Here is a 24,752-nt window from a genome sequence, read left to right as displayed (position 1 = left end):
GAGCGAGGAGGGACAACCATGTTGATGCGCACCGACCCGTTCCGCGAGCTGGACCGCCTGACCCAGCAGGTCTTCGGCAACGCAGCGGGCACCTGGTCACGCCCCACCGCGATGCCGATGGACGCCTACCGCTCCGGCGACGAGTTCGTCGTCGTGTTCGACCTGCCCGGGGTGTCGCCCGACGCGATCGAGCTCGACGTGGAACGCAACGTCCTCACCGTCAAGGCCGAGCGCCGTCCGGCGGCGACCGGCGAGAACGTCGAGATGCAGGTCTCCGAGCGCCCGCTCGGCGTGTTCTCCCGCCAGCTCTTCCTCGGCGACACCCTCGACGCCGACCGCATCCAGGCCCACTACGACTCCGGCGTGCTGACGCTGCGCATCCCGATCGCCGAGCAGGCCAAGCCCCGCAAGATCGCGATCACCGGCGCCGACACCCCCAAGGAGATCAAGGCCTGACCCCCGGCCCCCTTCCCCCGGTGGTGGTCCCGTGCGTGCGGCCGGGGCCACCACCGCTCGTCCCCACAGGAGAATCGGAGATGCGTGACCCGGGCGCAGCGCTCGCCCTGTGCCGCCGCAGGCTGGCGGACGTGCACGAGTCGATCCGCACCGGACACCTCGACGCCCCAGCACTGCACGGCGCGGTGACGGAGTTCGCCCAGCTCGTCGAGACGATGGCCGGACTGGCCGACCGGCTCGCCGCCCACGCGGAGACCGACCTGCGGCACGCCCGCGAGGTCGTCGCCGACCTGCGCACCACGGCACGGCACCTGTCCACCGGCAAGCTCCTCCTGGAACCGGCCATCGACGACCTGGCCGAGTACGGCGCCGACGTCCCCGTGCCCGCCTGACCCGGCGGACTCCCCGGCGCGCGGTTTCGGTGATCGCCGGTGAGGTAACCGCCAGGGTGGACACGAACGGCCCCTGGTGGCGTGACGCCGTGATCTACCAGGTCTACGTGCGCAGCTTCGCGGACGGGACCGGCGCCGGGCTCGGCGACATCGCAGGCATCCGCGCACGGCTCGACCACCTGCGCACCCTCGGCGTCGACGCCCTCTGGATCACCCCGTGGTACCGCTCGCCGATGGCGGACGGCGGCTACGACGTCGCCGACTACCGCGACATCGACCCGCGGTTCGGCGACCTCGGCGACGCCGAGGCGCTGATCGCGGACGCGCACCGGCACGGGCTGCGCGTGCTCGTCGACCTGGTGCCCAACCACACCTCGGCGGAACACCCCTGGTTCCGCGCCGCCCTGGCCGCCGGACCCGGCGCCCCGGAACGCGACCGCTACCACTTCCGGCCCGGCCGCGCGCCGGGGGAGCCGCCCAACGACTGGCGCAGCGTCTTCGGCGGGTCCGCGTGGACACAGACCCCGGACGGTGACTGGTACCTGCACCTGTTCGCGCCGGAACAGCCCGACCTGAACTGGGCGCACCCCGAGGTGCGCGCGGAGTTCCGCGACATCCTGCGGTTCTGGCTGGACCGGGGCGTCGACGGGTTCCGCATCGACGTCGCCCACGCGCTCGTCAAGAAAGCCGGCCTGCCCGACCTCGGCACCGGCCACGAGGACCTCGTCGAGCCGCCAGACCGGATCGACCACCCGCACTGGGACCGCCCGGAGGTGCACGACATCTACCGCGACTGGCGGCGCCTCGCGCAGGAGTACGGCCCGGACCGGATCTTCGTGGCGGAGGCGTGGGTGGCGTCGCCCGAGCGGCTCGCGCGCTACGTCCGGCCCGACGAGCTGCACACCGCGTTCAACTTCGACTTCCTGCGGTGCTCGTGGTCGGCGGCGTCGTTCCGGTCGGTCATCGACACGAGCCTGCAGGCGCTCGGCGCGGTGGGCGCGCCCGCGACGTGGGTGCTGTCCAACCACGACGTCACCCGGCACGTGACGCGCTACGGCAGGCCGGTCACGCGCGGCACCGGACCCCAGCACGAGCCCGCCGCCCCGGCCGACCTGGCGCTCGGCGAGCGCAGGGCCCGCGCCGCGGTGCTGCTGATGCTCGCGCTGCCCGGCGGCGCGTACGTCTACCAGGGCGAGGAACTCGGGCTCGAGGAGGTCGAGGACCTGCCGGAGGACGTGCTGCAGGACCCGACGTGGCACCGCTCCGGCCACACCGCCCGCGGCCGCGACGGCTGCCGCGTGCCGCTGCCGTGGTCGGGCGACGCCCCGCCGTTCGGGTTCACCCGCGACGGCGTCCCGCCGTGGCTGCCGCAGCCCGCGCACTGGCGGGACCGCACGGTGGTCGCCCAGTCGGCCGACCCGGGCTCGATGCTGAACCTCTACCGGACCGCACTCGGCCTGCGCCGCGACCACAAGGCCCTCGGCGACGGCGACCTGTCGTGGCTCGACGCGCCCGCCGACGTGCTGGTGTTCCGCCGCGACCCGGGCCTGCTGTGCGCGGTGAACCTCGGCGGGACGCCGTGGCCGCTGCCCGAGCACGACGAGGTCCTGCTCGCGAGCGGGCCCGTGCACGACGACACGCTCGCCCCGGACACGGCCGTCTGGCTGGCGGTCTGAGGGCAGGCTCAGGACGCGAAAGCCGCCGTCGCGGGGCGGAGTGCCAGGTACAGGTCCACGGCGGCGAGGGCGGTGAACGTCCCGGCCACCGCGAGCACCACCGGGACGAGTGCCGCGTCCTCGGGGTCGCCCGCCACCGCGGTCACGGCGTACGACACGTGCATCGCACACGTCAGGAGCTGCGCCGCGATCCCGGCGAACAGCACCCCTCGCCCCGCGCCGACCGCCAGGCGCGCACCGCCCGCGATCAACAGCACCGCCGCGCTCACCTGGAGGGCGGCGGCCGCCCACGCGACCCCGCCCGCGCCGAACGCCGCGACGACCACGAGCGAGGCGCCGACGAGCGTCGCGCCGCCCGACACCGCGGCCACGGTCGCGGCCCACGTGACCGGCGCGGGCCGTACGCCCCGCGCGTCCAGCAACTGCTCCAGCACACCCGTCATGACGCCTCCCACCGGGTACGTCGCCCGGTGCGGTGGATCCGTGTCGTTCCTACGCCATGTAGGCGCGCGCCTGGATCGCATAGGCTGCCGGGATGACCCGTGCCCCGCTCACCCCGGCCACCGTCGTCGCCGAGGCCGCGGACCTCGCCGACGCGGACGGGTTCGACACCGTCACGCTGTCGGCCGTCGCGCGGCGGCTCGGGGTGCGCACGCCCAGCCTGTACTCGCACGTGCGCGACCGCGAGGCGTTGCTGGACGGCGTCACCGAACTCGCGCTGGGGGAGCTGGCCGCCCGCGTCGGGGCCGCGGTCGCCGGGCGTGCCGGGCGGGACGCGCTCGAGGCCTTCGCCGCCGCCCACCGGACCTACGCACGCGAGGCGCCCGGACGGTGGCTCGCGCTCCAGCGGCGGGCGGGCGACGCCGTGGTCCGCTCGGACGCGGCCAGGGAGGTGGTGGCGCTGACCGGCGCGGTGCTGCGCGGCTACCCCATCCCGGCGGACGAGCACGTGCACGTGATCCGCCTGCTGGGCAGCACCATCAACGGCTACCTCGCGCTCGAACGCAGCGGCAACTTCGACCACAGCGCACCGCCGCCCGAGGAGTCCTGGCCGCGGATCGTCGACGCCCTCGACGCGCTCCTGCGCGCGTGGCCCGCCCGGAACGGCGGGTGAGGGAGGCCACGCCGGGCCGGGAACACCGGCGCCGGTCCCGCCGTTGACGTGAGTGGTCGGTGCGGTCCGTGTCCCCCGGGCCTCACCCATTGCCTTCGCGGAACACCGTCCGACGGAGCCGCGTCGCGCCACTCGCCGAGAGGCGACCGCCGCGCCGACCCCTTCGCTTTCCCGGCCCCGCAGGAGCTTGCCGCTCCCGGGGCCGGTCTGCTTGTCTCGATCCATGCGCCTGATCACCCGGCTGATCGCCGTCGCGTCCCTGCTCCTGTCCGGCATCGCGGTCGCCCCGGCCGCGTCGGCCGCCACCACGGTGAAGGTGTTGCAGCTCAACATCTGCCACAGCGGCGTGGCGGGCTGCTACACCGGTGAGGCGGTGATGACCAAGGCCATCTCCGTGATCTCCTCGACGAGACCGCAGGTCCTGTCCGTCAACGAGGCGTGCTCCGGCGACGTCGAGCGGCTGCGGGCGGCGATGGGCGCGGCGCGCGTCCGGTTCGTGGCCGCGCAGCGGCCCGACGGCACCCCCGTGACCTGTCAGAACGGCCAGCAGTACGGCAACGTCGTGATGGTCGTGGACGCGCTCGCCGGCACCACCGACGTGGCCGGCCGGTACACCGCGCAGGACGGCAGCAGCGAGCTGCGGGTGTGGGCGTGCCTGCCCGCGGGCGCGCTGAGCGCGTGCACCACGCACCTGTCCGCCCGCAGCGGGACCACCGCGCTGGCCCAGTGCAAGGAACTCATGACCCGCGCCGTGGGGTACGCCGCCACGGGACCGGTGGTCGTGGCCGGCGACATGAACCTGCGGTACGGCGGCGTCCCGAACGTGCAGGACTGCAACCGGTCCGGCTTCTACCGCAAGGGCGACGGCAGCGTGCAGCACGTCTTCGCCACGACCTCCCTCGCGTTCGTCAGCGGGACGAAGATCGACATGGCGGGCACGACCGACCACCCCGGATGGCTGGTCACGGTGACCATGCCCTGAACGGTCCCGCCGATCGGCGGGCCGCCGTGCCAGACTGTGGAGATCGCCATGGCTCTCACAGGAGGTGCGCGATGAACATCGATCTGTTCACGGCGATCACCGTGTTCGTGCTCGGTGTGCTGGTCGGCTTCGAGGTGATCAGCAAGGTACCGGCCACACTGCACACACCACTCATGTCCGGTGCCAACTCCATCCACGGCGTCGTCGTGCTCGGCGCCATGCTCGTGACCGCGTCCGCCGACGGGCCCGCCGCCTACGTGCTGGCGTTCGTGGCCGTCGCGTTCGGCGCGATGAACGTGGTCGGCGGTTACGTCGTCACCGACCGGATGCTGGAGATGTTCCGCGCCCGGCCCCGCCTGCAGTCCTCTGTGGAGGGCTGACGCGGTGGCGACCCTCCTCAAGTACGTGCTGCTCGCCGCCGCCGTCTGCTTCGTGCTCGGCCTGCACCTGATGAACTCGCCCGCGACCGCGCGCAAGGGCAACCTGCTCTCCGCGACCGGCATGGGCATCGCCGTGCTCGCCACCGGCGTGCTGATCGCGCTCGACGGCCGCATCACCGCCACCGGCTGGCTCGTGCTGGTCACCGGCGCCGCGTTCGGTTCGGCCGTCGGGCTGTACCTGGCGCGGTCCGTGCGGATGACCGCGATGCCCCAGCTGGTCAGCGTGTTCAACGCGGTCGGCGGCGGCGCGGCCGCGCTGATCGCGGTCGCCGAGTTCCTCAAGCACGGTGCCGCGCTCGGGGCGCGGGTCAGCCTCCCCGGCGGCCTCGACGTGCTCATCGGCGCGGTCACGTTCTCCGGTTCGCTGATCGCGGCGGGCAAGCTGCAGGGCGTGGTGTCCGGCAGCCCCGTCGTGTTCCGCGGCGCCCGCGCCGTGAACGTGGTGCTGGCCGTGGCGTTCGCGGGCGGGGTGGCGTGGCTGGTGGCCGACCCCGGCAGCGGGCCCGCGCTGGCCCTGCTCGTCCTGGTGGCGCTCGTGTTCGGGGTCACCATGGTGCTGCCGATCGGCGGCGCGGACATGCCGGTGGTCATCTCGCTGCTGAACGCGTTCACCGGCACGGCGGTCGCCATGGCCGGTTTCGTGGTCGGCGAGCCGGCGCTGATCATCGCGGGCGCGCTCGTCGGCGCGTCCGGTGGCATCCTCACCAAGCTGATGGCCGACGCCATGAACCGCTCGCTCGCCAACATCGTCATCGGCGGGTTCGGCACGGGCGACGACGCGGCACCGGCCGCGGCGGGCGGTGACGTGAGCGTCCGCGCGGTGACCGCGGACGACGTCGCCATCCAGCTCGCGTACGCGAGCAAGGTGGTGGTGGTCCCCGGCTACGGCCTCGCCGCCGCGCAGGCGCAGCACGAGCTGGCGAAGCTCGGGCAGCTGCTCGCCGACCTGAGGATCGACGTCAGCTACGCGATCCACCCGGTCGCGGGCCGCATGCCGGGCCACATGGACGTGCTGCTCGCCGAGGCGAACGTGGCCTACCCGCTGATGAAGGAGCTGACCGAGGCGAACCCGGAGTTCCCGCAGACCGACGTGGTGCTGGTGATCGGCGCCAACGACGTGACGAACCCGGCCGCGCGCAGGCCGGGCAACGCGATCTCCGGGATGCCGATCCTCGACGTCGACAAGGCGAAGAGCGTCGTGGTGATCAAGCGGTCCATGGGCCACGGCTACGCGGGCATCGACAACGAGCTGTACTCGAACCCGAAGACCGGCATGTACTTCGCCGACGCCAGGAAGGGGCTCACCGAGCTGACCTCGGCGGTGCGCACGCTCGTCGGGTGAGGACGGTGGCCGGTGTGCGGCGCTCGCCCGCACACCGGTCACGGCCGGTCACGGCACCGGCGCCGGTGTGGGCACCGGGAGGTCCGGTTCCGGCGCGGGTGCGGGGATGTCCGGGATGTCGGGTGGGCGGTTCGCCGCGGCCTGCTCGGCGAGTGCCGCCATCAACTCGGGCATGCGGTGGCGGCACATCAGGACCGCGCCGCCAGCGAGCTGGTCTCCCAGGCGAAGCCGTCCGGGTCGGTGAACGGCGCGGACGTGCCGCCGATCGCGATCCGGTGCGAGCCGCTGCCGTCGGGGGCGACGCCCGCGTCCTTCGCGAGACCGCGGCGCTTGTACAGGCCCAGCTGGACGGCGCCGTCGCCGCGGGCGAACTCGACGTAGGCGTTCGCGAAGCTCTTGGCCACGGTGAGGCCGTGGTCGACGTAGAACTTCTTGCTCGCGGACATGTCGGTGACGCCCAGCAGCAGCACGATGTCCTCGAACTCCTTGGTCGCCGGGCCGGTGTCCTTCTTCTTCGGGGTCGCGGCCTTCCAGATGGTGCCGTCGGGCGCCTGCACGACCCCGCCGTAGCCCCACATGGACTTCTTCGGCGCCCGCAGCGTGGTGGCCCCGGCCTCGAGGGCGGCGTCGACCAGCGCGTCGACGTTCCCCGGCTGGGCGACGATCAGGGAGAGGGTGAAGCCGCGGAAGCCGGTGGACGGCGCGTCCGACGCCCGCAGGCGCAGCCGGTCGCCGGCCAGGCCGAAGGCGGTGGCGTAGAAGCGTTCGGCGGCCGCGACGTCGGCCACCTCGAGGGTGATGGTGTCGATCGATGTCATGCCGGAAACGCTATGGCCGCGGCCCTGACCGGCGCTTCTCGATTCCTGACCGGTCTCGCCGATGTCCGATTGTGACCTGGCGGGCCCCGCCAACTATGCTGCCCCCCGGATCCAGACGGCACGGAAGGCGGCAGGACGATCGCGGCGCAGTACGGAAGCTCCTCGGGCGGCCAGAAGCAGCAGTACTTCGGGCGGGTCGACCCGTTCTGCCTGTTCGCCGTCGTGCCGATCCTGACCATCGCGGTCCTCTTCTTCATGAGCGACATCGCGTTCCTCGGCGTGGTCCTGATCATCCTCGCGGCCCTGATCGTGGTGGTCGACTCGTGGGCCAACCGCCCGATCAGGGACTCGTCACCATCACGCGGCCGCGACGACTACTGAGCCCGGGTCAGGACACGGACGGCCACTCACCGGCCGCGGGGGACCAGGCGGACGTGGATCGGCTTCTCCGGGCCGAGGGTGAGCAAGGGCCGGGGGCCGACCGGTTCCGGTGACACGAGCTCGATCCGGAACCGCTGCAGGGTGCTCGCCAGCACGAGCAGCATCTCGGTCATCGCGAACTGGTTGCCGATGCACAGGTGCGGGCCGGAGCCGAACGGGATATAGGCGCTGCGGTCCCGTTTCGCGACCTCCTCGGCGGTGAATCGCTCCGGGCGGAACTCCTCCGGGTCGTCCCAGAACTCGGGGTGGCGGTGCGCGTGGTACGGGCTGAAGAAGATGTCCGTGCCCGCGGGCACGCGGAAGCCGCCGATCTCGTCCTCCTCCAGCGCGCGGCGCGACGCGAGCCACTGCTGCGGGTACAGCCGCTGCACCTCGTCGATCACCGAGCGGGTGTAGGTCAGCTTGCTGCAGTCGGCGAGGGCGGGCGGCCTGCCGTCCAGCTCGTCGTCGATCTCGCGCAGCACCCGTTGCTGGACCTCGGGGTGCGTGCCGAGCCGGTACCAGGCCCACGTGAGGACGTTCGCGCCCGTCTCGTGGCCCGCCCACAGCATGATCATGACCTGGTCGCGCAGCTGCTCGTCGGTCAGGCGCGCGCCGGTCTCCTCGTCCTCCGTCATGATCAGCATCGACAGGAGGTCGCCCCGGTCGACGTTGTCGGCCAGGTGCTCGGTGATCACGTAGTCGATGATCTCCTCGACCACCGTGCGGTTCGCCCAGTAGCGGCGGTGGCCCGCCGTCGGCACGGACAGCGGCAGCAGCGGGAACCGCATCCACTGGCCGAGCTCGTGGTCCACGGTGTCGATGGCGGCGGCGAACCGGTCGCAGACCTCGCCCTCCTCCAGCGCGAACAGCGCCCGCGCGACGACCCGCAGCGTCAGGCTGCGCATCTCCGGCGCCGTGTCGATGGTCTGGCCCGCGGCCGCCATCTCCTCCCAGCGGTCGACGCGGGACTGGATCACGGCCAGCATGTGCTCCGCCATCGACGCGACGCGCTGGTAGTGGAACGACGGCTGCATCAGCCGCCGCATGGCACGCCACTCCTCGCCGCCCTCGACGGTGGCGAGCCCGCGGCCGAACAGGGTGCGGGACATCTTGTACGGCATCGAGCTGCGGTCGTACACCCCGGACTTCTGCTGCAGCACCCGGCGGATGTGGTGCGGGTGGCGCAGGAGGATCACGCGGGCGGTGGCCAGGCGGAACGAGGCGACGTCGCCGTAGGTGTCCAGCACGTTCGTGAGGAACGACAGCGGCGCCTTCTGGTAGGTCAGCATCGTGCGGACGAGGTTCGCCGGGCCGGGCGGGGTGGGAAGCGGCACGGCATTCGATAGTGCCAGAGCGAACACGCTCCGCTACGTCCGTTCGGTCGAACTCGCTCCGGTGTTTGCCCGGCCCGGTATCTTGCTCACCTGCTCCTTCGGTGCCACCCCGCGTGAGGACTGATATGCCAGCACGAGAGCCCGTCCCGCACGAGCACCGGTCGTCGACCGACGTGCTCCTGTACCTCCTCCTCATCATGGCCGTCACCGCGGGCGTGACACTGTGGGTGACGTTCCAGGTCGCGGCCGGGGACCGGCTGGTCGTCGCCACGTCGTCGGGTGCGCTGGCGCTCGGGTTGTGCATCGCGCTGGCGTTCACGACGTTCCGCGCGAACCGGGCACGGCGGACGGCGGCCAGGTTGCGCGCGCTGGAGAACGGCATCGGGCGGCTCGTCGACGAGGTCCTGCCGCGCGCCGCGGCCCGGGTGCGCGACGGCGCGTCCGCCGACACGGTCCTCGCCGAGCTGGCGCCGACGGCGCAGGACGTGCCGAAGGACCTCCTCGCCGCCGTGGTCAGGGAGATCGGCGTGAGCGAGCGGCAGCGGTCGGCCGCGATGGCCGCGTGCGCGAACGCCGCGGGCCGCGTGCAGGCCATGGCCACCAGCATGCTCGCCGACCTGCGCGAGATGGAGGGCCGGCACGCCGAGAGCGTCCTGGGGGACCTGCTCAAGCTCGACCACAGCACCGCGCAGACCGGCAGGCTCGCCGACAGCATCGCCGTGCTGACCGGCGCCCGCTCCGGCCGCCGCTGGACCAAGCCCATCGTGATGGAGTCGATCCTGCGCGGCGCGATGGGCCGGATCCAGGCGTACCAGCGGATCCAGACCCACTCGAGCAGCACCGCGGCGATCGTCGGCTACGCCGCCGAGGACGTCATGCACGCGCTCGCCGAGCTGATGGACAACGCGACCCGGTTCTCCGCGCCCTCGGAGGAGGTGCACGTCTACGTCGAGGAACTGCACACCGGCGTCGTCGTCACCATCGAGGACGGCGGGCTCGGCATGAAACCGCAGGCGCTCGCGCGGGCCGAGGCCGCCGTGTCCACCGAGGGGCCGCTGGACCTCGCGAAGGTGCCCGGCACCCGCCTCGGCCTGGTGGTCGTGGGTTCGCTGGCACGCAAGCACAAGCTGCAGGTGTACTTCCGGCCGTCGTCGCGCGGCGGCACCGGCGTGGTCGTGCGGATCCCGCAGCAGCTCGTGATCCACCCGCGCGAGGCGGAACCGGCCGGGACCGCGCCGAGGGCCATCGAGTCGGTCCGGGCGGCCGGTACGACCGAGTCCGCCACCTCGGCCGCGACGGCCACCGCGGTGCTCGACGACGCGCCGCCCCGCACGGACACGGCAGGGGACACGGCGGCGGACACGGCGGCGGACACGACGGCGGACACGGCGGCGGACGCGGCGGCCGGCACGGCGGAGGTGCCCGCGCTGCCCAAGCGGCCGCGCGGGGAGACGTTCGCCGCCGCCGTCCGCGCCACGGAGGCGAACCGCGAACCCGTGTCCCGCGGCGGGAAACGCACCGACATCGGCGCGCGCTTCAGCGCTTTCCAGCAGGGCCGCCGATCCACCACGCCCGATCAGAACGCTGGAGGGGGAGACTCCTGATGACCATGGCGACCGACGCCAACCTCACCTGGATGCTGGAGAGCCTGGTGGCACAGACCGCCGGGGCCACGCACGCACTCGTGCTGTCCAGGGACGGGCTCAAGCTCTGCCACACCTCCGGTCTTTCGGTCGACAAGGCCGACCAGCTCTCCGCCATCGCCGCCGGCGTGCAGGCGCTGTCGCAGGGCGCCTCCGTCGAGTTCGGGGACGGCACCGGCGGGGTACGGCACTCGATGACCGAGTTCCACGGCGGCATCCTGTTCATCGTCGAGGCGGGGGAGGGCGCGCACCTCGCCGTGCTCGCCACCGAGGACGCGGACGTCGGGCTGATCGGCCACCGGATGAACGAGCTGGTGGAGCAGATCGGCGCGTTCCTGACCGCGCCGCCACGCGGCGCCGAGCGCACCGGCCCCGCATGATCCGCCGCGAGCTGGACAACGAGGGCCCGGACCGGCTCTACACGGTCACGCGCGGCCGCAGCTCCGCCGACGAGCCCGACCTCGACATCGTCACGCTGATCGTCGCCGCCGCCGATCCCGTGCCGGGCATGCAGTCCGAGCACGCCAGGATCCTGCGCGCGAGCCGCGCGCCGGTCGCCGTCGTGGAGCTCTCCGCCGACCTCGGCCTGCCGGTCGGCGTGGTGAAGATCCTCCTGTCCGACCTGTTGCGCGAAGGCAAGGTCACCGCCCGCCACCCGTCGTCGTCGACGCGCGCTCGCACCGAGCTGCCCGACGCCGCGACCCTGAAGAAGGTGCTCGTTGGACTCCACAAGCTCTGAGCCGCGCACGCCACTGGCCAGCACGGCGGCCGAGGGCCTGAAGATCGTGATCGTCGGCGGGTTCGGGGTCGGCAAGACCACCATGGTCCGCGCGGTCAGCGAGATCCGGCCGCTGTCCACGGAGGAGACCATGACCCAGGCCGGGCTGGGCGTGGACAACACGAGCGCGGTCGACGGCAAGTCGACCACGACCGTCGCGTTCGACTTCGGCCGCATCAGCCTGGACGAGCGGATGGTGCTGTACCTGTTCGGCGCGCCCGGCCAGGAACGGTTCTGGTTCCTGTGGGACCGGCTGTTCGCAGGCACGCTCGGCGCGGTCGTGCTCGTGGACACCAGGCGGCTCGCGGACTCCTGGTACGCCATCGACCGGCTGGAACACCACGGGACGCCGTTCATCGTGGCACGCAACAACTTCCCGGGCACCACCCACAGCCTCGACGACGTCCGCGACGCGTTGTCCCTGCCCGCCGACGTGCCGCTGGTGGACTGCGACGCACGTGACCGCGCGTCGGCCAAGCGGGTGCTGATCGCGCTCGTCGACCACCTCTACGCACTCTCCACCGCCAGGGAGGCCGTCTCGTCATGACCGACGTCGCGCACCGCACCGACGCGGTTCCCCTGTACGGCGAGCGCTACCGCACCGACCCGGCCGCGTGGTACGAGCGGATCCGCGAGCAGCACGGGCCGGTCGCCCCGGTGCTGCTCGAGGGCGACATCCCGGCGTGGTTCGTGTGCGGGTACCGGGAACTGCACCAGGTCACCACCGACCCGGCCCTGTTCGCGCGGGACACCCGGCGGTGGAACGCGTGGGAGACCGTGCCGGACGACTGGCCGCTGCTGCCGCACCTGGTGCACAACCCGTCGGTCATGTTCACCGAGGGCCCCGAGCACGGCAGGCGCGCCGGCGCGCTGTCCGACGCGCTGGAGTCGGTGGACCAGTTCGAGCTCGCGAACCGGTGCGAGCGGATCGCCGACCAGATGATCGACCGGTTCGCCGGCGCGGGCGAGGCCGAGCTGATGAGCCAGTACGTGTCGCGGATCCCGTTGCGCGCCACCGCGATGATGTGCGGGGTGCCCGAGTCGGAGGCGCGGGTGCTGGTCGACGACGTCATGGGCGTGATGAACTCCGCGGTGACCAGCCGGGCGGCCGACCAGATGGCCGTGTACACCCGGCTGCAGGAGGAGATGCAGCGGCTCGTCGACCGCAAGCGGGCGATGCCCGGCTCCGACGTGCCGTCGCACCTGCTGGGCAACCCGGCGCTCCTCGCCGACGAGGAGATCGTGTCGGACCTGCTCGTGGTGCTGCTGCAGTCGCACCAGCAGACGACGAACTGGATCGGCAACACCATCGGCCTGATGCTGACCGACGAGCGGTTCGCGATCACCCTGTCCGGCGGCCGCGCCAGCGTCGGCGACGCGCTCAACGAGGTGCTGTGGCACGACACGCCGACCCAGAACTACCTCGGCCGCGTCGCCACCCGCGACACCCGGCTCGGCGGCCAGCGGATCAGGACGGGTGACCTGCTGGTGCTGGGGCTCGCGGCGGCCAACGCCGACCCGCGGGTACGGCCCGCCGAAGGCACGGCGGGGAACCGCGCGATGATGTCGTTCGGCCACGGCGAGCACGGATGTCCCTACCCGGCGCCGGAAATCGCCGAGATCATCGCGAAGACCAGCGTAGAGGTGCTCATCGACCGGCTGCCGGACCTGGTGCTGTCCGGGGACCTGGAGTGGCGGTCGTCGGTGTGGACGAGAGGCCTGGTGCGGTTGCCGGTGACGTTCACCCCGACCTACGTGCCCTGAGCCGCGACCGCCGCGAGCAGTGCGCCGAGCGCCCCGCGTGCCCTGGCGGACGCGAGGTGGTCGAAGTAGTCACGCGACTCGACGATCGCGCCGTCCCGGACGCGGAGCACGAAGACCGCGGGTGTCACGAAGTCCTCGCCGGTGTCGAGGTTGGTGCCCCGGTACTCGAACTCGGCGACGATGACCTCCGGGTCGGTGGTCTCGTGCACCGTGATGTTCGCCGGCCGCCGTGCGAGGCGCGGGCCGTCGCCGGTGGGGCGGAAGTGCGCACGCAACTCGTCGCGGGTCCGCAGTGCGGCGGGGCGCAGCGGGTGGAACGGGTGCGTGACGTCGGTCTGTTCGGCGTAGAGGTCCGGCAGCTCCGCCCACCGGCCCGCCGCGACACCCTCGACGAGCGCGAGGAAGACCTCTCGCGGGCTGTTATTGTCCGGAGTCATGACTCCGAATATATGGAGTCGTGACTCCGGACGTCAACGGGTGGAGCGATGGCACGGGCACAACGGGCGGACGCGCGCACCAACCGCGCGCGCGTCCTGGACGCGGCCGAGGAGGTCTTCGGCAGGGGCGGCGAGACGGCGTCCACCGAGGAGGTGGCCCGCCTGGCCGGAGTGGGCATCGCGACGGTGTTCCGCCACTTCCCGACGAAGGCGGACCTGCTGTCCGCGGTGCTGGCCCGGCGCTTCGAGCGCCTGCGCGCCCGGGCCGAGGCGGTGGCCGAGGCCGCGGCGCCCGGCCCGGCGTTCTTCGGGTTCTTCGCCGAGGTGGTGGCCGACGCGGCCACCAAGATCGCGATCGGCGAGGCGCTGCTGGACGCGGGCGGCGACCACGACAGCGAGGCGGAACAGGCGGCGAACGGCCTGCGCCGGGCGATCGGCGTGCTGCTGCGCCGCGCGCAGGAGGCGGGCGCGGTCCGGTCCGACGTGGAGTTTCCCGAGGTGTACGCCTTGCTGGTGGGCACGTCACGGGCGGCCGCGAACCCCAACGTCGACGACGAGGTGAAGGACCGCGTGCTCGCGGTCGTCTTCGACGGCCTGGCGCCGCGCTGAGCCTACGATGAGGCATGTCCGGACCGAGACCCCGCCTCCTGGTGTGGCTCGCCATCGTGGCGGTCGCGCTCGCGGCGGTGGTCGGGTGGCCGGCGACGAGACCCGGACCGGTCACCGCCCGGTCACCCGGTACGACCCCGGCCCCGCCGTCCACCACGGTCGAGGCCCTCGCGGAACCGGGGACCGGCACCCCGCAGGCGCCACCCGTCCCCGCGCGGGAACTGGTGGCGGCGGCCGAGCACGCGGCCGGTCCCGGCATGACCCTCGGCGTGGCGGTCACCAACCTGCACACCGGTGACCACGCGGTCGGCGCCGACGGCGACCGGCCGTTCATGGCCGCCTCGCTGACCAAGCTCCTCACCGCGGTCGACGTGCTCGACGAGACCTCGGCGCTGACCCAGGAAGACCGGGACCTCCTCCACCGCGCGCTGTCGGCGAGCGACGACGGTGCCATGAACGTCCTGTGGGGTGAGCACGACGGCGCGGGCGCGGTCCGCCGGGTCGCGGAGCGCCTGGAACTCACCGCGACCCTCCCGCCCGGGTCCGCGGAGACGTGGGGCGACGTCGAGGTGACGGCCGCCGACATGGTCACGCTCTTCCGGCACGTCCTGCGCGGCATGGCCCCGGCGGACGGCGCGGTGATCGTCGGCGCCCTCTCGTCCGCGACCGCGGTCGCCACCGACGGGTTCGCCCAGCACTACGGCGTGCTGCACCGGGGCGCGTCGCCGGCGAGCCACGCCAAACAGGCCTGGGTGCCCTACGCGCCCGCCGGTTACCTGCTGCACAGCGCGGGTGTCGTGTACGACGGCCGCACCGGCCACGCCTACGCGATCGCGTTGCTGTCCATCCAGCCGTACACGACCGCGCAAGGCGCCCGCGACCGTCTGTCCACAGTGGCCGAAGAGGCCACGGCGGCGCTGGTCGGGTGAGCGTTGTGCCGCAGGTGTGCGGCGCCTGATCCGGGATTGTGCCCGGGGCGAGGACAGTCGGTGCGGTCGGCTGTCGTCAAACAGAAAGGGTGCAGATGGAGATCCAGACCGCTGTGGAGAACCGGCCCGCGTTGACGCTCGACCAGCTCAAGGGCCTGATCGAGGCCCAGGGCGGGGTCGACGTCAAGGAACTCGGCGAGTACGCCGAGTACTGCTGGAGCGGTTGCTGACCAGCGCAGGACGCGGGGGTCCCGCCGGTGTCGCGCCAACGGGGCTCCCGCCCTTCCCCACCCCAGCCAGAGGAGCGACGAGCCATGGGCTTTCCCGGCATCGAGCACTACGTCCCCGCCCCGGTCTACGCGACGCTCGGGCGCAGGCTCGGCGACCGCGACCCCGGCGACCTGCGCGTGCAGACCGAGGAATGCCTGAAGTTCCTCATCATCGCGTCGGAGAGCGAACCGCTGTTCATCCCGATGACCCGCGAGGTGGACGAGGTCTGGCACGAGCTGATCCTGCAGACCTGGTTCTACGCCGAGCTGTGCGCGCGGCTGCCCGGCGGCCGGTTCGTCCACCACCAGTCGATCGAGCTGGACGAGTACGTCGCCGGCCCGGCGAACCCGAACCTGCTCGACGAGCTGATGTTCTGGTTGCCGGCCTACGTCAGCAGGTTCGGCGACTTCACGCCGGAACGCGCCAGGTACTGGAGCATCGTCCAGTACCTGCACGACGTCCACGGCATCTCGCTCGACGCGGTCAACTCGGCCGCCCGCGTGCCGTGCTGACCGCCCGCCCGGCCGCGGAGCTGCTGGAGTCCGGTGTGGACTTCCCGGCGGCGTTGCGGGCACAGGTCCTCGCCGCGCTGGCCGCCACGCCGTGGCGCCGCTATCCCGAACCATCCGACGGGCTGCGGGCACGCATCGCCGCGCACTACGGCGTCGCCGCGGCCAACGTGCTGCCGACGCGTGGCTGCCGCGAGGCGGTGGAGCTCGCGTTCGCGTGGGCGGTGCGGGCGGGGGCACCCGACGGTGTCAGCACGCTCGCGCTGCCCCGGCCGAGCTGGTCCGGGTTCGTCCCCGCCGCCGAGCGCGCGGGCGCCGTCTGGTCGGCGTACGACGCCGGGACACCGCCACCACCGGACCGGATCCCGGTGCTGTGCACGCCCAACAACCCGACCGGCCACGTCACCGGGTACGCGGACCTGGCCCGGCTGTGCGCGCCCGGCGCGCTCCCCGCGGTGGTCGACTGCACCTACGACGACCTCGCCGACCAGCCGGTCCTGCCCGCCGTGCGCGGCCTGCTCACCGGGCGCGGCGTGTTCTGCGCCAGCCTGGCCAAGTCGACCGGACTGGCAGCCGCGCGGCTCGGTGTGCTCATCGCCGCCGAGGACGTCGTCGCCGCGATCGAGGCCGCGGCAGGCCCGTTCGGCCTCGACGCCTTCCAGGTCGCGGCGCTGGACGTGCTGTTCTCCGACGCGGGCCGCCGGGCATGGCGCGACATGGTCGCCCTGGCGCGGGCGGTGCGCGCGGAATGCGCCGGCCACGCCGCGGCCCTGCTGCCGTGCGGCACGGTCGGCCCGGCCGTCGGCGGCGTGGTCTACGCGCGGTTCGCCGACCCCTGCGCGCACGTCAGCAGCCTTGTCGAGGCGACCGGCGCGACGGTGTTCCCCCGGGAACGGGTGCTGCGGTTCCGCGCCGACCACGCGACCGTGCACGCGCTGGCCGCACTGCGGGGCCGCTGATGGCGGGGCTGCGCGTCGCGAGCGAGGAGCTGCTCACCGAGCTGGCGGAACGGTTCTACGCGGAGGTCGCGCAGGACGCGGTGCTCCGCGCGCTCTACCCGGACGCCGACCTCACCGTCGCGGCGCGGCACCTCGGGTGGTTCCTCGTCCAGTTCTGGGGCGGTCCGCTGACCTACTTCAGCACGCGCGGGCATCCCGACCTGCACGCCCGGCACGTGCCCTTCCCCATCACCGAGGACCTGCGGGACCGCTGGCTGCGGCACATGCGCACCGCGCTCGCCGGGGTCGCGGTCACCGAGGCGGACCGGGCGAAGCTCTCGCGGTGGTTCGCCGCCGAGGCCGAGGCGCTGGTGAACGTGCGATGACCGCGGCCACCACCGAGGACGACGGCGACACCTGCCTGCGCGCGGGACGGGTCCGGGACGCGGCGACGGCCTACCGGTCGACGCTGGCGGCGCTGACCCGCGACTGTCCACAGGAGACAGAGCGGATCGCGGCGGTCCGGCACCGGCTCGCCTGGACGCTGATGCGCGGTGGTGTGCCGGCGGAGGCGCTGGCGCTCTACGAAGCCGCCCGCGTGCCGTTCGACCACCACACCTGGCGCATGCTGGGCGACCTGTACGCGCGTGCGGGCCGGTTCGCGGAGGCGGGGCACAGCTACCGGACCCTGCTGTCCTGGGTGGTCGAGCAGCTCGTGGCGCAGTACGCGGCGATGCTCGTCCTCGGCCAGGTACTCCACAGTGGACTGTCGGACGGCGTGGCACTGGTGGTGCTCGAACCGGTCCGCGCGCGCCTGCACCGGCGGGGCGCGCTGTGGCGCCGCCGTTCGCTCGGCCTGCCCATGCTGTGGCGGCTGCTCGCCACCGTGTACGAGCGGCTCGGCCTGGACGGGCCGGCGGCGGTGTGCCGGGACAACTTCCAGCGGTACTGGGCGTGGTACGCCGGCCCCGGCCACCCGGGCGTCGTGGCGCTGGCCGACGGAAACGGAGGTGGTTCCCATGCATGAGTTCGACCTTTCCGGCACGGACGACGACCGGACCGGTCTCGCCGAACCGGTCCGCAAGGCGCTCGCCGAGGACGGCTGTGCCCTGCTCCGCGCGGCGCTGCCCGCCGAGGCGGTCCTGCGGTTGCGCGAGGAGCTGACGACGGCGTTCGCCGCGCTGTCCGGACAGGACTGGACGTGGTCGCGACTGCGCGCGGAAGCGGGCGACGACGACCTGCTCGCCTTGCGCAGGGCGCTGTTCATGTGCCCGTCGAACGGCGCGCTGTTCCGGCACCCCCGGCTCGCCGCGTTCCTCGGCGCGGTGCTCGAGGTCCCGGCGCCGTTCCTGCACCCGCGCCGGTGGCTGCGGCTCAACAAGCCGGGCACCGGGCTGGACACGTGGACCGTGCCCTACCACCAGGACTACCGGTTCGTGCACGGCACCCAGGACGTGCTGACCACGTGGACGCCGCTGCACCGGTGCGAGACCGGCGGCATCCGGCTCGAGGTGCGGTCGCACCGCGGCGGCCTGCGCGGCCTCGGTGAGCGCACCGCCGCCAACCACCTGCCGCCCGCCACGGGGGTGCGGGAGAGCGACCTCGTCGAACCGGTCTGCGACGTCGGCGACGTGGTCGTCTTCCACAGCCTGACCGTGCACGCCACCGCCCCCAACCGCGGCACGCTCAACCGGATCTCCGTCGACGCCCGCTTCCAGCGGCCGGACGACCCGATGGCGCGCGAACAGCTGCTGCCCGCGGTCGCCCCGCAGGACACCCTGCCGATCGGGGTGCCAGGGGTGCTCGACGACGACCCGGCCGCCTGGTCGGGCGACCCGGGGATGACCGTGCCGCCGGGACTGCCGTTGGTCGCCGCGGGCGCGTTCGACCTGGCGACGCCGGCAGGCACGTCGCGGTTCGTGCCGTGACCGAGCTGGACGACACCGCCCGGCGGCTCGCGCCCGCGGTCGCCGGGATCGTGCCGGACGAGCAGGTGGCGCAGCTGCGCGTCCGCGAACTGCTGCGGGGACTCGCGATCGCGGCGGCGATGTCCGGCGTGCTGCTGCCGTTGTCGCGGGAGCTGGGCGACGTCTGGCTCGCGCTGCTCGAACGGCCCGGCCTGTGGCGGGAGGTGGCGCCGGACGCGCCGGAACTGGTCGACGTGCGGGTGGTGCCGTCCGGCGAGCCCGCGGCGCTGTGCGTCGAGTGGCTGGCGTGCTACCTGGACCGGTTCGGTCCGCTGACGGCCGATGTCGTGGACTACTGGCCCGCGGCGAGGTACCTCGCCGACCGCGGTGTCGACCCGACCGCGGTGGTGGCGTGAGCGTGCGGGTCGACTACCTGTGCCGGGGGATGGGCTGGGCACACGCGGCACGCACCGCGGCCGTCGTGCCGGACCTGGTGCGCCGCCCGGGGATCAGCGACGTGGCGGTCGCCGCGGCGGGCAGCGCGGTCGGCTACTTCGACCTGGTCGGCATGCCGTGCCACGACCTGCGGGTGCCGGACGACGCGGACCACTCCGCGTACGCCGCCTACCGCATCCGCCGCCACCTCGCCGAGCGCGGCACGGCCGACCGGGTCGTGGTGTCCGACGAGCTGTGCCTCGCGCCGCTGCTCTGCCGGGCCGACGGGGTGCGGTGTGTGCTGGTGGTGTGCTCGTTCCGGCACTACGGCGTGGGCGCGCGGGCGTTCGCGGCGGCGGACCGCGTCCTGCTCGCGAGCTGGCCCGAGGTGGATCCGGTGCCGGCGGCGTTGCGGCACAAGGTGACCGCGATCGGCCCGATCGTCCGCATGACGCCGAGAGGCGGTGCGCCGCTCGGCCTGCCGGACACGGGGCTCGTCGTCACCGTCTCCCTCGGCTCGTACCACCCGACGAAGGTCGCCTACTTCCGCGCCGCCCTGCGCACGGCGGTCGACGCCTGGCGGTACGCACCGGCGGACGCGGTGCTCGTGGTGCCGCTGCCCGCCGCCGCGGTCGCCGACCTGCTCGGCGCGCCGCCACCCGGCAACGTGTGGTGCGTCGGCGCGACCGGCCGCCTGGACGCCTACCACGTGGCGTCCGCGGTGGTCCTGACGATGGGCGGCTCGACGACGAGCCACGCCGTCCGCAACGGGATCCCCACGATCGTGCTGAACACGCTGACCGAGTCGCGCGAACGCCGGGTCGCCCGCCACCTGGCCGACCGCTCGGCGCACGTCGCCGCGACCGACGCCACGGGCGACGGCCGGGTCCTGTGGTCGCTCGTCGAACGGTTCGCCACCGCAGGCCGGGTGCCGCCACCCGACCTGCGGTGGGGGAGCGCACAGGACGTGGCGGACGCGGTGGCAGGGTGCGAGACCGACCATGCGCGCACTGTCCCGCCACAGGGTGTGCATGAGGTCGTCGCGCCGGGCGAGGTCGGAGGGGTCCGGCCACGTGACGCGGCGCTTGACCAGTGACGCGTAGATCCGCCCATCGGGTGGGGTGATGCGGCCCTCGGCGAGGTCGGCGAGTGCGTGCCCGGCCTCGTCGACGCCGGCCAGCCGGGCGACCGGGCGCATGACCTTGCCGACGGTCACCGCCGCCCGCGCCCACCGGGGCCACTCGCGTTGCAGGCCGGTCCCCGGCGTGAAGCCCGGGTTGTAGGCGATGACGCGCAGCTCCGGGTTGGCGGCGGCCAGCGCCCTGGCGGTGAGGATGTTGCACAGCTTCGACGCCGCGTACGCCTGGAAACCCGCCGTGAAGCCGCCACGTCCCGGGCGCGCCAGCGCCTCCGGGTCCAGGTCCCGCGGCGCGGCGAAGGCGTTGGTCCTCGGGTCGTGGGTGTCGCTGGTGGTGATGACCACGGTGCCGGTCAGCCGGGGGAGCAACAGCCGCAGCAGCAGGTAGTGCGCGAGGTGGTTGACGGCGAAGGTGGTCTCGAAGCCGTCCTCGGTGGTGGTCGCGTTCGTCGGACGCTGCGTGCCCGCGTTGAGGACCAGCACGTCGATCGTCGGCGCGTCCACCGCCGCCGCGAACGCACGGACGCTCGCCAGCCGCGTCAGGTCCAGCGGGAGTGTCCCCTGTTGTGCGGTGCGTGCCCCCAGAACGAGCCGTGATTCCCCGAACCGCCCCGCGGCCACCCGCCCCAGACCGGCGGTGCCACCCGTCATGACCACGGTCCGCACGCCGGAGACTCTAGCGGTTTCCGCGGTGGTGGCGTTCCGGCGCCGGACACGCGATGGTGGAGGGACGCTGTGCTCCACGAGAACGGGGGAGTTCCATGCCGGACGACGATGACGAGTTGCCGCCCTACCGGGCGGTGCTCGTGGTGGACGCGAAGGGGTTCGGCGGCAACGACGACGTCGGTCAGTCGGTGCTGGCGGACGCGATCCCCGACGTGCTGGCGCTGGCGTTCGAGCGCGCGGGACTCGCGCACGTGTGGCGCGAGGCGCTGTTCCCGCACAACACCGGCGACGGCATGGGTGTCGGGTTCGGCACGCGGTACCTCCCCGCGGTCGTCAGCCGGTTGTTCGACGCGCTGCAGGACGTGCTCGCCGAGCGGGACGTGCGGCTCCGGGCGCACGGCCGCGGGCTGCGGCTGCGGATGCGTGCCAGCCTGAACGTCGGCCCGGTGCGGGCGCCGGACGACGACGGGCGGACGTCGGTCGTCGGCGGCACGGTGATCACGACGCACCGGTTGCTGGACGCGGACGTGGTGCGCGACCTGCTGAACCGGTCGGATCCCGACCACACCTTCCTCGCGGTCGCGTTGTCGGAGCGCGTGTTCGAGGACGTGGTGGCCAGCGGGTACGCGACGCTGCCCGCGTCCCGGCTGGTGCCCGCCGCCGTGCGGGTCAAGGAGTACACCGGCGTGGTCCACCTGTACGTGCCGAACCTCAGCGGCGACCTGCTGGCCCACGGCGTGGCCGCCCGCCCGGACGAGCGGACCGGCGCGGACGAACCGCCCGGCAGCGTCCACAACGTGGTGCGGGGTGGCGTGCACACCGGCACGACGATCCAGGTGGGGCACCTGCGCGGGGGCATCACCACGCACCGGCCGGGGGACTGACCGAACGTTTCCGGGCCGCGCGGCCGTGTCAGAGGAGGAGGGGTATCCCGGCAGAACACGGAGCGCACCATGGTTCCACCGCCCGTCACCAGTGACGACCGCGCCTGGCGGTTGCTCGCACCCCGGCTGCGGCCGATGCCGTGCCAGCCGCCCTCGCTCGGGGACCTGTGGCGGTACCACGGTTACGCGCCCGGCAACGGGCTGACGACCACCCCCACGGCGGACGGTGCCGTCATCCACCCGGCCGGGCGGCCGGTGCCGGTCGTGCGGCCCGTGCGCTGCTCCGCCGCCACCCGCGGCCGGACCCTGCACGTCGCCGCCGGGGTGGACCTCGCCGACGTCGGGACGTTCGTGCACGCGCTGCCGCCCGCCCTGCGGCCGGCCAACTACACGATCGCCACCCGCCAGTTGTGATGTTCAGGGAGGTTGGTCAGTCGTGTGATGGGAGGTTTGCCTCCGATGGCGGAGTGGGGTCGGTGGTGGTTGTCGGTGCGGAGCCAGCTGGGTAGGGCCTGTCTGCGTTCGGTTTCGGAGGTGTGGAAGCGGGCGTAGGCCCACTCGTCGGCGAGGGTGCGGTGGCAGCGTTCGATCTTGCCGTTGGTTTGTGGCCGGTAGGGGCGGGTTCGTTTGTGGCGGATGCCCGGCTGGGCGCGGATGGCTTGCCAGGCGCGGGAGCGGTAGCAGGAGCCGTTGTCGGACAGGACGCGTTCGACGGTGACGCCGTGGTCGGTGCACCAGGCGACCGCTCGGTGCAGCACGCTGGTGGCGGTGGCGGCTTTCTCGTCGGTGTGGATTTCGAGGTGGGCGACGCGGGAGGGTCGTCGATCACGGTGTGCAGGAACGCGGTCCTGATAGCGGGTTCGTGGCGGGCGTGCCGTTGACCGGCAGGCGGGGCCAACGCAGCGTTGGGGTGGGACACGAAGGCCTCCGGACTGTGAAGCGATTCCTGGACAGCTCCACTTCACAACCAGAGGCCTTCACCTGCCTACGACAGGTCACCTCCTCGAACCAGGACAACGCCCTTGGACATCACACCTAGTTGAGGTCGGCGCACCTGGTGGCGCCGGGGTTGCCCGCCGCGTTCGGTTCCCAGCGGACGGCGGAGAAGGTCACGTCGAACGCGCCCGTCGTGTAGACGAGGAACGGGGTGTTGACGGCACGCATGTTCAGGCCCTTCTCCTTGAAGCAGGACAAGGGGATCGTGACCGTCGTGCGTCGGCCCCGTGGCAGGTCGCGGAACAGGTGCGTGGCCTCCACCTCGGCGGCGCACGGGTAGCCGCAGTGCACGCCCACCTTCACGAGGCTCGCCGGGCCGTCGTGGACGACCGCGTCGAACACGAGCGCGCCGTCGGCGTCCAGGTACGCCTGCTTGTCCTCGGTCGCGGTCGGGTTCTGCAGGTACATCTGCCCCGGCGCGCCGCCCGCCCACGTGACCCGCAGGCCGTCGTCCCCCGGGGTCGCGCTGATCGCGGTCTGGACCGCGCCGTCCGCGATGTCCACCCCGGCCCAGTTGTCCGCCGACGCGATGAAGCTGGTGTACGGCGGCACCGGGCCGTCGTCGTTGTACACCTCCAGCGTCGACGGCGGCGTGGTGCGCCCGCCCGCGGTGCCGGCGGGCCGCGGGTCGCCACGGTCGACCAGCACCAGTGCGGTGACGGCCGCCGCGACGACGGCGATGGCCGCCGCCACGGCCGGGACCCGCCACCGGCGGCGCGGCTTCGCCGGGACGGGCGCCGCCTGCGTGTGCACGCGGGTCGCGGTGACGCGCTGGGTCGTGGCCGCACCGCCCAGCGCGACCGTGTACTTCGGGTGCAGCGCCGTCCGCACCGGCCGGCCGAACTCGGCGGACACCACCTGGTCCACGAGCGGGATGCGTGCCGAGCCGCCGGCCAGCAGGATCGCCGACACGTCCGCCGTGCGCAGCCCGGCCGAGGCGATGGTGCGGCGCACCGCGTCCGCCGTCAGCAGCACCGACGGCCGCAGCATCTCGTTGAGCTCCAGCCGGGTGAGCACCAGCTCGCGCGGCCCCGACGGCAGCGGCACGGTCAGCGTCACGTCCGGCTCGGTGGACAGCTCTTCCTTGGCCCGCACGCACAACGCGCGGATCTCCGCCAGCGCCGCCGCGGCCACCGGGTCGGACCGGTCCAGGGCGCTGACCGCCCCGTCGAGCCGGTCGTCGACGCCGGCGAGCACGGTCTCGTCGAAGTCCATGCCGCCCATGTGCTCGATGCCCTCGGGCGTGCCGAGGATCTCCAGTCCGCGCGGGCCCATCCGCAGGACGGTGGTGTCGAACGTGCCGCCGCCCAGGTCGTACACCACGACGACCTCGCCCTCGCCGAGGCGCCGCTCCATCGAGTAGTGCGCCGCCACCGCCTCGGGCTCGGTCATGACGTGGCAGGAACGCACGCCCGCGAGCCGCGGCACCTCCGCGAAGTGCTCCCGGCGGTACGGGCCCCACACCGCGGGGCAGGTGAGCACGACGGTCTCCGGCGGGCCGCCCCGCGCCCTGGTCACGGCCTCGACGACGTCCCGCAGCTGTGCCGCCATCAGCGCGTCCGCCGAGTACGGGGTACCGCCGAGCACGAGCGGGGTCGGGTCGCCGACGCGGCGCTTGAACCCGGTCGCGAGCCTGCCGAGGTCGCCGTCGCGGGCCGCGGCCTCGGCCGCCGTGCCGGTCAGCAGCGTGCCGTCGGGGCTCGCGTACGCCACCGACGGGACGGTGACCTGGGGGGACAGCGGCACCATGCGCGTGCCGTCCACGCTGTGCACCGCGGCGGCCGTGAACGACGTCCCGAGGTCGACGCCCAGTCCGTACCGCATGACAACTCCCCGCGTTCGCCCGGCAACCGCGCGTCGATCGTAGTGGGA

32 protein-coding genes and 2 pseudogenes are annotated in these 24,752 nt (G+C 73.3%); 26 read left to right on the top strand and 8 right to left on the bottom strand.

Features of this window, described 5'->3' with window-relative positions:
• The first annotated feature begins 18 nt into the window (after positions 1-18).
• The 3 genes from ACYQ77_RS14315 to ACYQ77_RS14305 all read left to right on the top strand — a co-directional run bounded on the left by ACYQ77_RS14315 (position 19) and on the right by ACYQ77_RS14305 (position 2,524).
• Positions 19-456, top strand: a complete 438-nt coding sequence (locus ACYQ77_RS14315) for an Hsp20/alpha crystallin family protein (protein ID WP_459711240.1) — start codon at positions 19-21, stop codon at positions 454-456.
• Positions 457-536: 80 nt separating this feature from the next.
• Positions 537-848 (top strand): hypothetical protein, encoded by a 312-nt coding sequence (locus ACYQ77_RS14310; protein WP_459711238.1) that lies wholly within the window; start codon positions 537-539, stop codon positions 846-848.
• Between the two features lie 56 nt (positions 849-904).
• Positions 905-2,524: a glycoside hydrolase family 13 protein gene (locus ACYQ77_RS14305; RefSeq protein WP_459711237.1), complete on the top strand. Its 1,620-nt coding sequence runs from the start codon at positions 905-907 to the stop codon at positions 2,522-2,524.
• An 8-nt stretch (positions 2,525-2,532) separates the two neighbouring features.
• Here the strand turns inward: ACYQ77_RS14305 and ACYQ77_RS14300 are convergent, their stop codons facing one another.
• Positions 2,533-2,967 carry a hypothetical protein gene (locus tag ACYQ77_RS14300; protein ID WP_459711235.1) on the bottom strand — a complete coding sequence of 145 codons (435 nt, stop codon included), beginning with the start codon at positions 2,965-2,967 and terminating at the stop codon, positions 2,533-2,535.
• 92 nt (positions 2,968-3,059) lie between these two features.
• Here ACYQ77_RS14300 and ACYQ77_RS14295 point away from each other — a divergent pair, with 92 nt between their 5' ends.
• The 4 genes from ACYQ77_RS14295 to ACYQ77_RS14280 all read left to right on the top strand — a co-directional run bounded on the left by ACYQ77_RS14295 (position 3,060) and on the right by ACYQ77_RS14280 (position 6,402).
• Entirely contained in the window at positions 3,060-3,638 is a 579-nt protein-coding gene (locus ACYQ77_RS14295; protein ID WP_459711233.1) for a TetR-like C-terminal domain-containing protein, read from the top strand.
• Positions 3,639-3,861: 223 nt separating this feature from the next.
• Entirely contained in the window at positions 3,862-4,620 is a 759-nt protein-coding gene (locus ACYQ77_RS14290) for an endonuclease/exonuclease/phosphatase family protein (RefSeq protein WP_459711231.1), read from the top strand.
• Positions 4,621-4,691: 71 nt separating this feature from the next.
• The gene (locus tag ACYQ77_RS14285) at positions 4,692-5,000 is read left to right on the top strand and encodes an NAD(P) transhydrogenase subunit alpha part 2 (protein ID WP_459711228.1); all 309 of its coding nucleotides are present in this window, start codon (positions 4,692-4,694) and stop codon (positions 4,998-5,000) included.
• 4 nt (positions 5,001-5,004) lie between these two features.
• Positions 5,005-6,402, top strand: coding sequence for an NAD(P)(+) transhydrogenase (Re/Si-specific) subunit beta (locus ACYQ77_RS14280; RefSeq protein WP_459711225.1), 1,398 nt, complete (start codon positions 5,005-5,007; stop codon positions 6,400-6,402).
• Between the two features lie 48 nt (positions 6,403-6,450).
• Here ACYQ77_RS14280 and ACYQ77_RS14275 read toward each other — a convergent pair whose 3' ends face one another.
• Both ACYQ77_RS14275 and ACYQ77_RS14270 read right to left on the bottom strand, forming a co-directional pair.
• The gene (locus ACYQ77_RS14275; protein WP_459711223.1) at positions 6,451-6,576 is read right to left on the bottom strand and encodes a hypothetical protein; all 126 of its coding nucleotides are present in this window, start codon (positions 6,574-6,576) and stop codon (positions 6,451-6,453) included.
• 14 nt (positions 6,577-6,590) lie between these two features.
• On the bottom strand, positions 6,591-7,220 hold the full coding sequence (locus ACYQ77_RS14270; protein ID WP_459711222.1) for a glyoxalase: 630 nt from the start codon (positions 7,218-7,220) through the stop codon (positions 6,591-6,593).
• Positions 7,221-7,442: 222 nt separating this feature from the next.
• On the opposite strand from ACYQ77_RS14270, the gene ACYQ77_RS14265 reads away from it, so the two are divergent.
• Positions 7,443-7,601: a hypothetical protein gene (locus ACYQ77_RS14265; RefSeq protein ID WP_459711220.1), complete on the top strand. Its 159-nt coding sequence runs from the start codon at positions 7,443-7,445 to the stop codon at positions 7,599-7,601.
• 26 nt (positions 7,602-7,627) lie between these two features.
• On the opposite strand, the gene ACYQ77_RS14260 is transcribed toward ACYQ77_RS14265, so the two are convergent.
• Positions 7,628-8,977 (bottom strand): cytochrome P450, encoded by a 1,350-nt coding sequence (locus ACYQ77_RS14260; protein ID WP_459711217.1) that lies wholly within the window; start codon positions 8,975-8,977, stop codon positions 7,628-7,630.
• A 125-nt stretch (positions 8,978-9,102) separates the two neighbouring features.
• On the opposite strand from ACYQ77_RS14260, the gene ACYQ77_RS14255 reads away from it, so the two are divergent.
• From ACYQ77_RS14255 to ACYQ77_RS14235, 5 genes are read left to right on the top strand one after another with little or no spacing between them, the layout of a single operon-like run.
• On the top strand, positions 9,103-10,581 hold the full coding sequence (locus ACYQ77_RS14255) for a sensor histidine kinase (protein ID WP_459711215.1): 1,479 nt from the start codon (positions 9,103-9,105) through the stop codon (positions 10,579-10,581).
• Positions 10,581-11,000 (top strand): roadblock/LC7 domain-containing protein, encoded by a 420-nt coding sequence (locus ACYQ77_RS14250; RefSeq protein ID WP_459711213.1) that lies wholly within the window; start codon positions 10,581-10,583, stop codon positions 10,998-11,000. Before ACYQ77_RS14255 ends, ACYQ77_RS14250 begins: the two co-directional genes overlap by 1 nt.
• A complete protein-coding gene (locus ACYQ77_RS14245; RefSeq protein WP_459711211.1) occupies positions 10,997-11,359 on the top strand; it encodes a DUF742 domain-containing protein in 363 nt (120 codons plus the stop codon). The genes ACYQ77_RS14250 and ACYQ77_RS14245 overlap by 4 nt, the downstream gene beginning before the upstream one ends.
• Positions 11,340-11,945, top strand: coding sequence for a GTP-binding protein (locus tag ACYQ77_RS14240; protein ID WP_459711208.1), 606 nt, complete (start codon positions 11,340-11,342; stop codon positions 11,943-11,945). Before ACYQ77_RS14245 ends, ACYQ77_RS14240 begins: the two co-directional genes overlap by 20 nt.
• Positions 11,942-13,162 carry a cytochrome P450 gene (locus ACYQ77_RS14235; protein WP_459711206.1) on the top strand — a complete coding sequence of 407 codons (1,221 nt, stop codon included), beginning with the start codon at positions 11,942-11,944 and terminating at the stop codon, positions 13,160-13,162. The genes ACYQ77_RS14240 and ACYQ77_RS14235 overlap by 4 nt, the downstream gene beginning before the upstream one ends.
• Here the strand turns inward: ACYQ77_RS14235 and ACYQ77_RS14230 are convergent.
• Entirely contained in the window at positions 13,150-13,599 is a 450-nt protein-coding gene (locus ACYQ77_RS14230; protein WP_459711204.1) for a nuclear transport factor 2 family protein, read from the bottom strand. The genes ACYQ77_RS14235 and ACYQ77_RS14230 overlap by 13 nt on opposite strands.
• A 48-nt stretch (positions 13,600-13,647) precedes the next feature.
• Between ACYQ77_RS14230 and ACYQ77_RS14225 the strand changes: the two genes are divergently transcribed.
• From ACYQ77_RS14225 to ACYQ77_RS14175, 11 genes are all read left to right on the top strand, one after another.
• Positions 13,648-14,208, top strand: coding sequence for a TetR/AcrR family transcriptional regulator (locus ACYQ77_RS14225; protein ID WP_459711202.1), 561 nt, complete (start codon positions 13,648-13,650; stop codon positions 14,206-14,208).
• A gap of 14 nt (positions 14,209-14,222) precedes the next feature.
• The gene (locus tag ACYQ77_RS14220) at positions 14,223-15,137 is read left to right on the top strand and encodes a serine hydrolase (RefSeq protein ID WP_459711200.1); all 915 of its coding nucleotides are present in this window, start codon (positions 14,223-14,225) and stop codon (positions 15,135-15,137) included.
• Between the two features lie 95 nt (positions 15,138-15,232).
• Positions 15,233-15,367, top strand: a complete 135-nt coding sequence (locus tag ACYQ77_RS14215) for a hypothetical protein (RefSeq protein WP_459711198.1) — start codon at positions 15,233-15,235, stop codon at positions 15,365-15,367.
• Positions 15,368-15,451: 84 nt separating this feature from the next.
• A complete protein-coding gene (locus ACYQ77_RS14210) occupies positions 15,452-15,919 on the top strand; it encodes a glycine-rich domain-containing protein (protein ID WP_459711196.1) in 468 nt (155 codons plus the stop codon).
• Positions 15,913-16,875, top strand: coding sequence for an aminotransferase class I/II-fold pyridoxal phosphate-dependent enzyme (locus tag ACYQ77_RS14205; RefSeq protein ID WP_459711195.1), 963 nt, complete (start codon positions 15,913-15,915; stop codon positions 16,873-16,875). The genes ACYQ77_RS14210 and ACYQ77_RS14205 overlap by 7 nt, the downstream gene beginning before the upstream one ends.
• Positions 16,875-17,240, top strand: a complete 366-nt coding sequence (locus ACYQ77_RS14200) for a globin domain-containing protein (protein ID WP_459711193.1) — start codon at positions 16,875-16,877, stop codon at positions 17,238-17,240. The genes ACYQ77_RS14205 and ACYQ77_RS14200 overlap by 1 nt, the downstream gene beginning before the upstream one ends.
• Positions 17,237-17,881, top strand: coding sequence for a hypothetical protein (locus ACYQ77_RS14195; RefSeq protein ID WP_459711191.1), 645 nt, complete (start codon positions 17,237-17,239; stop codon positions 17,879-17,881). The genes ACYQ77_RS14200 and ACYQ77_RS14195 overlap by 4 nt, the downstream gene beginning before the upstream one ends.
• Complete coding sequence (locus ACYQ77_RS14190; protein ID WP_459711189.1) at positions 17,874-18,782, top strand: phytanoyl-CoA dioxygenase family protein; 909 nt, start codon at positions 17,874-17,876, stop codon at positions 18,780-18,782. The genes ACYQ77_RS14195 and ACYQ77_RS14190 overlap by 8 nt, the downstream gene beginning before the upstream one ends.
• Positions 18,779-19,177 carry a hypothetical protein gene (locus ACYQ77_RS14185; protein WP_459711187.1) on the top strand — a complete coding sequence of 133 codons (399 nt, stop codon included), beginning with the start codon at positions 18,779-18,781 and terminating at the stop codon, positions 19,175-19,177. Before ACYQ77_RS14190 ends, ACYQ77_RS14185 begins: the two co-directional genes overlap by 4 nt.
• A complete protein-coding gene (locus ACYQ77_RS14180; RefSeq protein ID WP_459711943.1) occupies positions 19,174-20,292 on the top strand; it encodes a hypothetical protein in 1,119 nt (372 codons plus the stop codon). Before ACYQ77_RS14185 ends, ACYQ77_RS14180 begins: the two co-directional genes overlap by 4 nt.
• Before the next feature lie 190 nt (positions 20,293-20,482).
• A complete protein-coding gene (locus ACYQ77_RS14175) occupies positions 20,483-20,722 on the top strand; it encodes a hypothetical protein (RefSeq protein ID WP_459711941.1) in 240 nt (79 codons plus the stop codon).
• Here ACYQ77_RS14175 and ACYQ77_RS14170 read toward each other — a convergent pair.
• Positions 20,716-20,985: pseudogene (locus ACYQ77_RS14170) on the bottom strand (short-chain dehydrogenase); the annotation flags it as partial. The gene ACYQ77_RS14175 and the pseudogene ACYQ77_RS14170 sit on opposite strands and share 7 nt — an antisense overlap.
• A 110-nt stretch (positions 20,986-21,095) precedes the next feature.
• Between ACYQ77_RS14170 and ACYQ77_RS14165 the strand changes: the two are divergent.
• Positions 21,096-21,884 (top strand): hypothetical protein, encoded by a 789-nt coding sequence (locus tag ACYQ77_RS14165; RefSeq protein WP_459711185.1) that lies wholly within the window; start codon positions 21,096-21,098, stop codon positions 21,882-21,884.
• Positions 21,885-21,953: 69 nt separating this feature from the next.
• A complete protein-coding gene (locus tag ACYQ77_RS14160; protein WP_459711183.1) occupies positions 21,954-22,298 on the top strand; it encodes a hypothetical protein in 345 nt (114 codons plus the stop codon).
• Here the strand turns inward: ACYQ77_RS14160 and ACYQ77_RS14155 are convergent.
• Positions 22,271-22,773: pseudogene (locus ACYQ77_RS14155) on the bottom strand (integrase core domain-containing protein); the annotation flags it as partial. The gene ACYQ77_RS14160 and the pseudogene ACYQ77_RS14155 overlap by 28 nt on opposite strands.
• 146 nt (positions 22,774-22,919) lie before the next feature.
• The gene (locus ACYQ77_RS14150; protein WP_459711181.1) at positions 22,920-24,704 is read right to left on the bottom strand and encodes an Hsp70 family protein; all 1,785 of its coding nucleotides are present in this window, start codon (positions 24,702-24,704) and stop codon (positions 22,920-22,922) included.
• Positions 24,705-24,752: the final 48 nt, after the last annotated feature.

It is taken from the genome of Actinophytocola sp. KF-1 (genome assembly GCF_054661535.1).
The sequence above is the reverse complement of the archived record's forward strand: the minus strand, read 5'-3'. Positions and strand labels throughout refer to the sequence as shown.

What these genes read in the sequence shown, in the direction of transcription:
- ACYQ77_RS14275 (WP_459711223.1), bottom strand. Translation starts at nt 6,576, where the DNA reads ATGCCCGAGTTGATGGCGGCACTCGCCGAGCAGGCCGCGGCGAACCGC.
- ACYQ77_RS14215 (WP_459711198.1), top strand. Translation starts at nt 15,233, where the DNA reads ATGGAGATCCAGACCGCTGTGGAGAACCGGCCCGCGTTGACGCTCGAC.
- ACYQ77_RS14150 (WP_459711181.1), bottom strand. Translation starts at nt 24,704, where the DNA reads ATGCGGTACGGACTGGGCGTCGACCTCGGGACGTCGTTCACGGCCGCC.
- ACYQ77_RS14165 (WP_459711185.1), top strand. Translation starts at nt 21,096, where the DNA reads ATGCCGGACGACGATGACGAGTTGCCGCCCTACCGGGCGGTGCTCGTG.
- ACYQ77_RS14230 (WP_459711204.1), bottom strand. Translation starts at nt 13,599, where the DNA reads ATGACTCCGGACAATAACAGCCCGCGAGAGGTCTTCCTCGCGCTCGTC.
- ACYQ77_RS14210 (WP_459711196.1), top strand. Translation starts at nt 15,452, where the DNA reads ATGGGCTTTCCCGGCATCGAGCACTACGTCCCCGCCCCGGTCTACGCG.
- ACYQ77_RS14315 (WP_459711240.1), top strand. Translation starts at nt 19, where the DNA reads ATGTTGATGCGCACCGACCCGTTCCGCGAGCTGGACCGCCTGACCCAG.
- ACYQ77_RS14220 (WP_459711200.1), top strand. Translation starts at nt 14,223, where the DNA reads ATGTCCGGACCGAGACCCCGCCTCCTGGTGTGGCTCGCCATCGTGGCG.
- ACYQ77_RS14250 (WP_459711213.1), top strand. Translation starts at nt 10,581, where the DNA reads ATGACCATGGCGACCGACGCCAACCTCACCTGGATGCTGGAGAGCCTG.
- ACYQ77_RS14235 (WP_459711206.1), top strand. Translation starts at nt 11,942, where the DNA reads ATGACCGACGTCGCGCACCGCACCGACGCGGTTCCCCTGTACGGCGAG.
- ACYQ77_RS14175 (WP_459711941.1), top strand. Translation starts at nt 20,483, where the DNA reads ATGACGCGCAGCTCCGGGTTGGCGGCGGCCAGCGCCCTGGCGGTGAGG.
- ACYQ77_RS14310 (WP_459711238.1), top strand. Translation starts at nt 537, where the DNA reads ATGCGTGACCCGGGCGCAGCGCTCGCCCTGTGCCGCCGCAGGCTGGCG.
- ACYQ77_RS14160 (WP_459711183.1), top strand. Translation starts at nt 21,954, where the DNA reads ATGGTTCCACCGCCCGTCACCAGTGACGACCGCGCCTGGCGGTTGCTC.
- ACYQ77_RS14300 (WP_459711235.1), bottom strand. Translation starts at nt 2,967, where the DNA reads ATGACGGGTGTGCTGGAGCAGTTGCTGGACGCGCGGGGCGTACGGCCC.
- ACYQ77_RS14200 (WP_459711193.1), top strand. Translation starts at nt 16,875, where the DNA reads ATGGCGGGGCTGCGCGTCGCGAGCGAGGAGCTGCTCACCGAGCTGGCG.
- ACYQ77_RS14255 (WP_459711215.1), top strand. Translation starts at nt 9,103, where the DNA reads ATGCCAGCACGAGAGCCCGTCCCGCACGAGCACCGGTCGTCGACCGAC.
- ACYQ77_RS14245 (WP_459711211.1), top strand. Translation starts at nt 10,997, where the DNA reads ATGATCCGCCGCGAGCTGGACAACGAGGGCCCGGACCGGCTCTACACG.
- ACYQ77_RS14270 (WP_459711222.1), bottom strand. Translation starts at nt 7,220, where the DNA reads ATGACATCGATCGACACCATCACCCTCGAGGTGGCCGACGTCGCGGCC.
- ACYQ77_RS14295 (WP_459711233.1), top strand. Translation starts at nt 3,060, where the DNA reads ATGACCCGTGCCCCGCTCACCCCGGCCACCGTCGTCGCCGAGGCCGCG.
- ACYQ77_RS14190 (WP_459711189.1), top strand. Translation starts at nt 17,874, where the DNA reads ATGCATGAGTTCGACCTTTCCGGCACGGACGACGACCGGACCGGTCTC.
- ACYQ77_RS14225 (WP_459711202.1), top strand. Translation starts at nt 13,648, where the DNA reads ATGGCACGGGCACAACGGGCGGACGCGCGCACCAACCGCGCGCGCGTC.
- ACYQ77_RS14195 (WP_459711191.1), top strand. Translation starts at nt 17,237, where the DNA reads ATGACCGCGGCCACCACCGAGGACGACGGCGACACCTGCCTGCGCGCG.
- ACYQ77_RS14290 (WP_459711231.1), top strand. Translation starts at nt 3,862, where the DNA reads ATGCGCCTGATCACCCGGCTGATCGCCGTCGCGTCCCTGCTCCTGTCC.
- ACYQ77_RS14285 (WP_459711228.1), top strand. Translation starts at nt 4,692, where the DNA reads ATGAACATCGATCTGTTCACGGCGATCACCGTGTTCGTGCTCGGTGTG.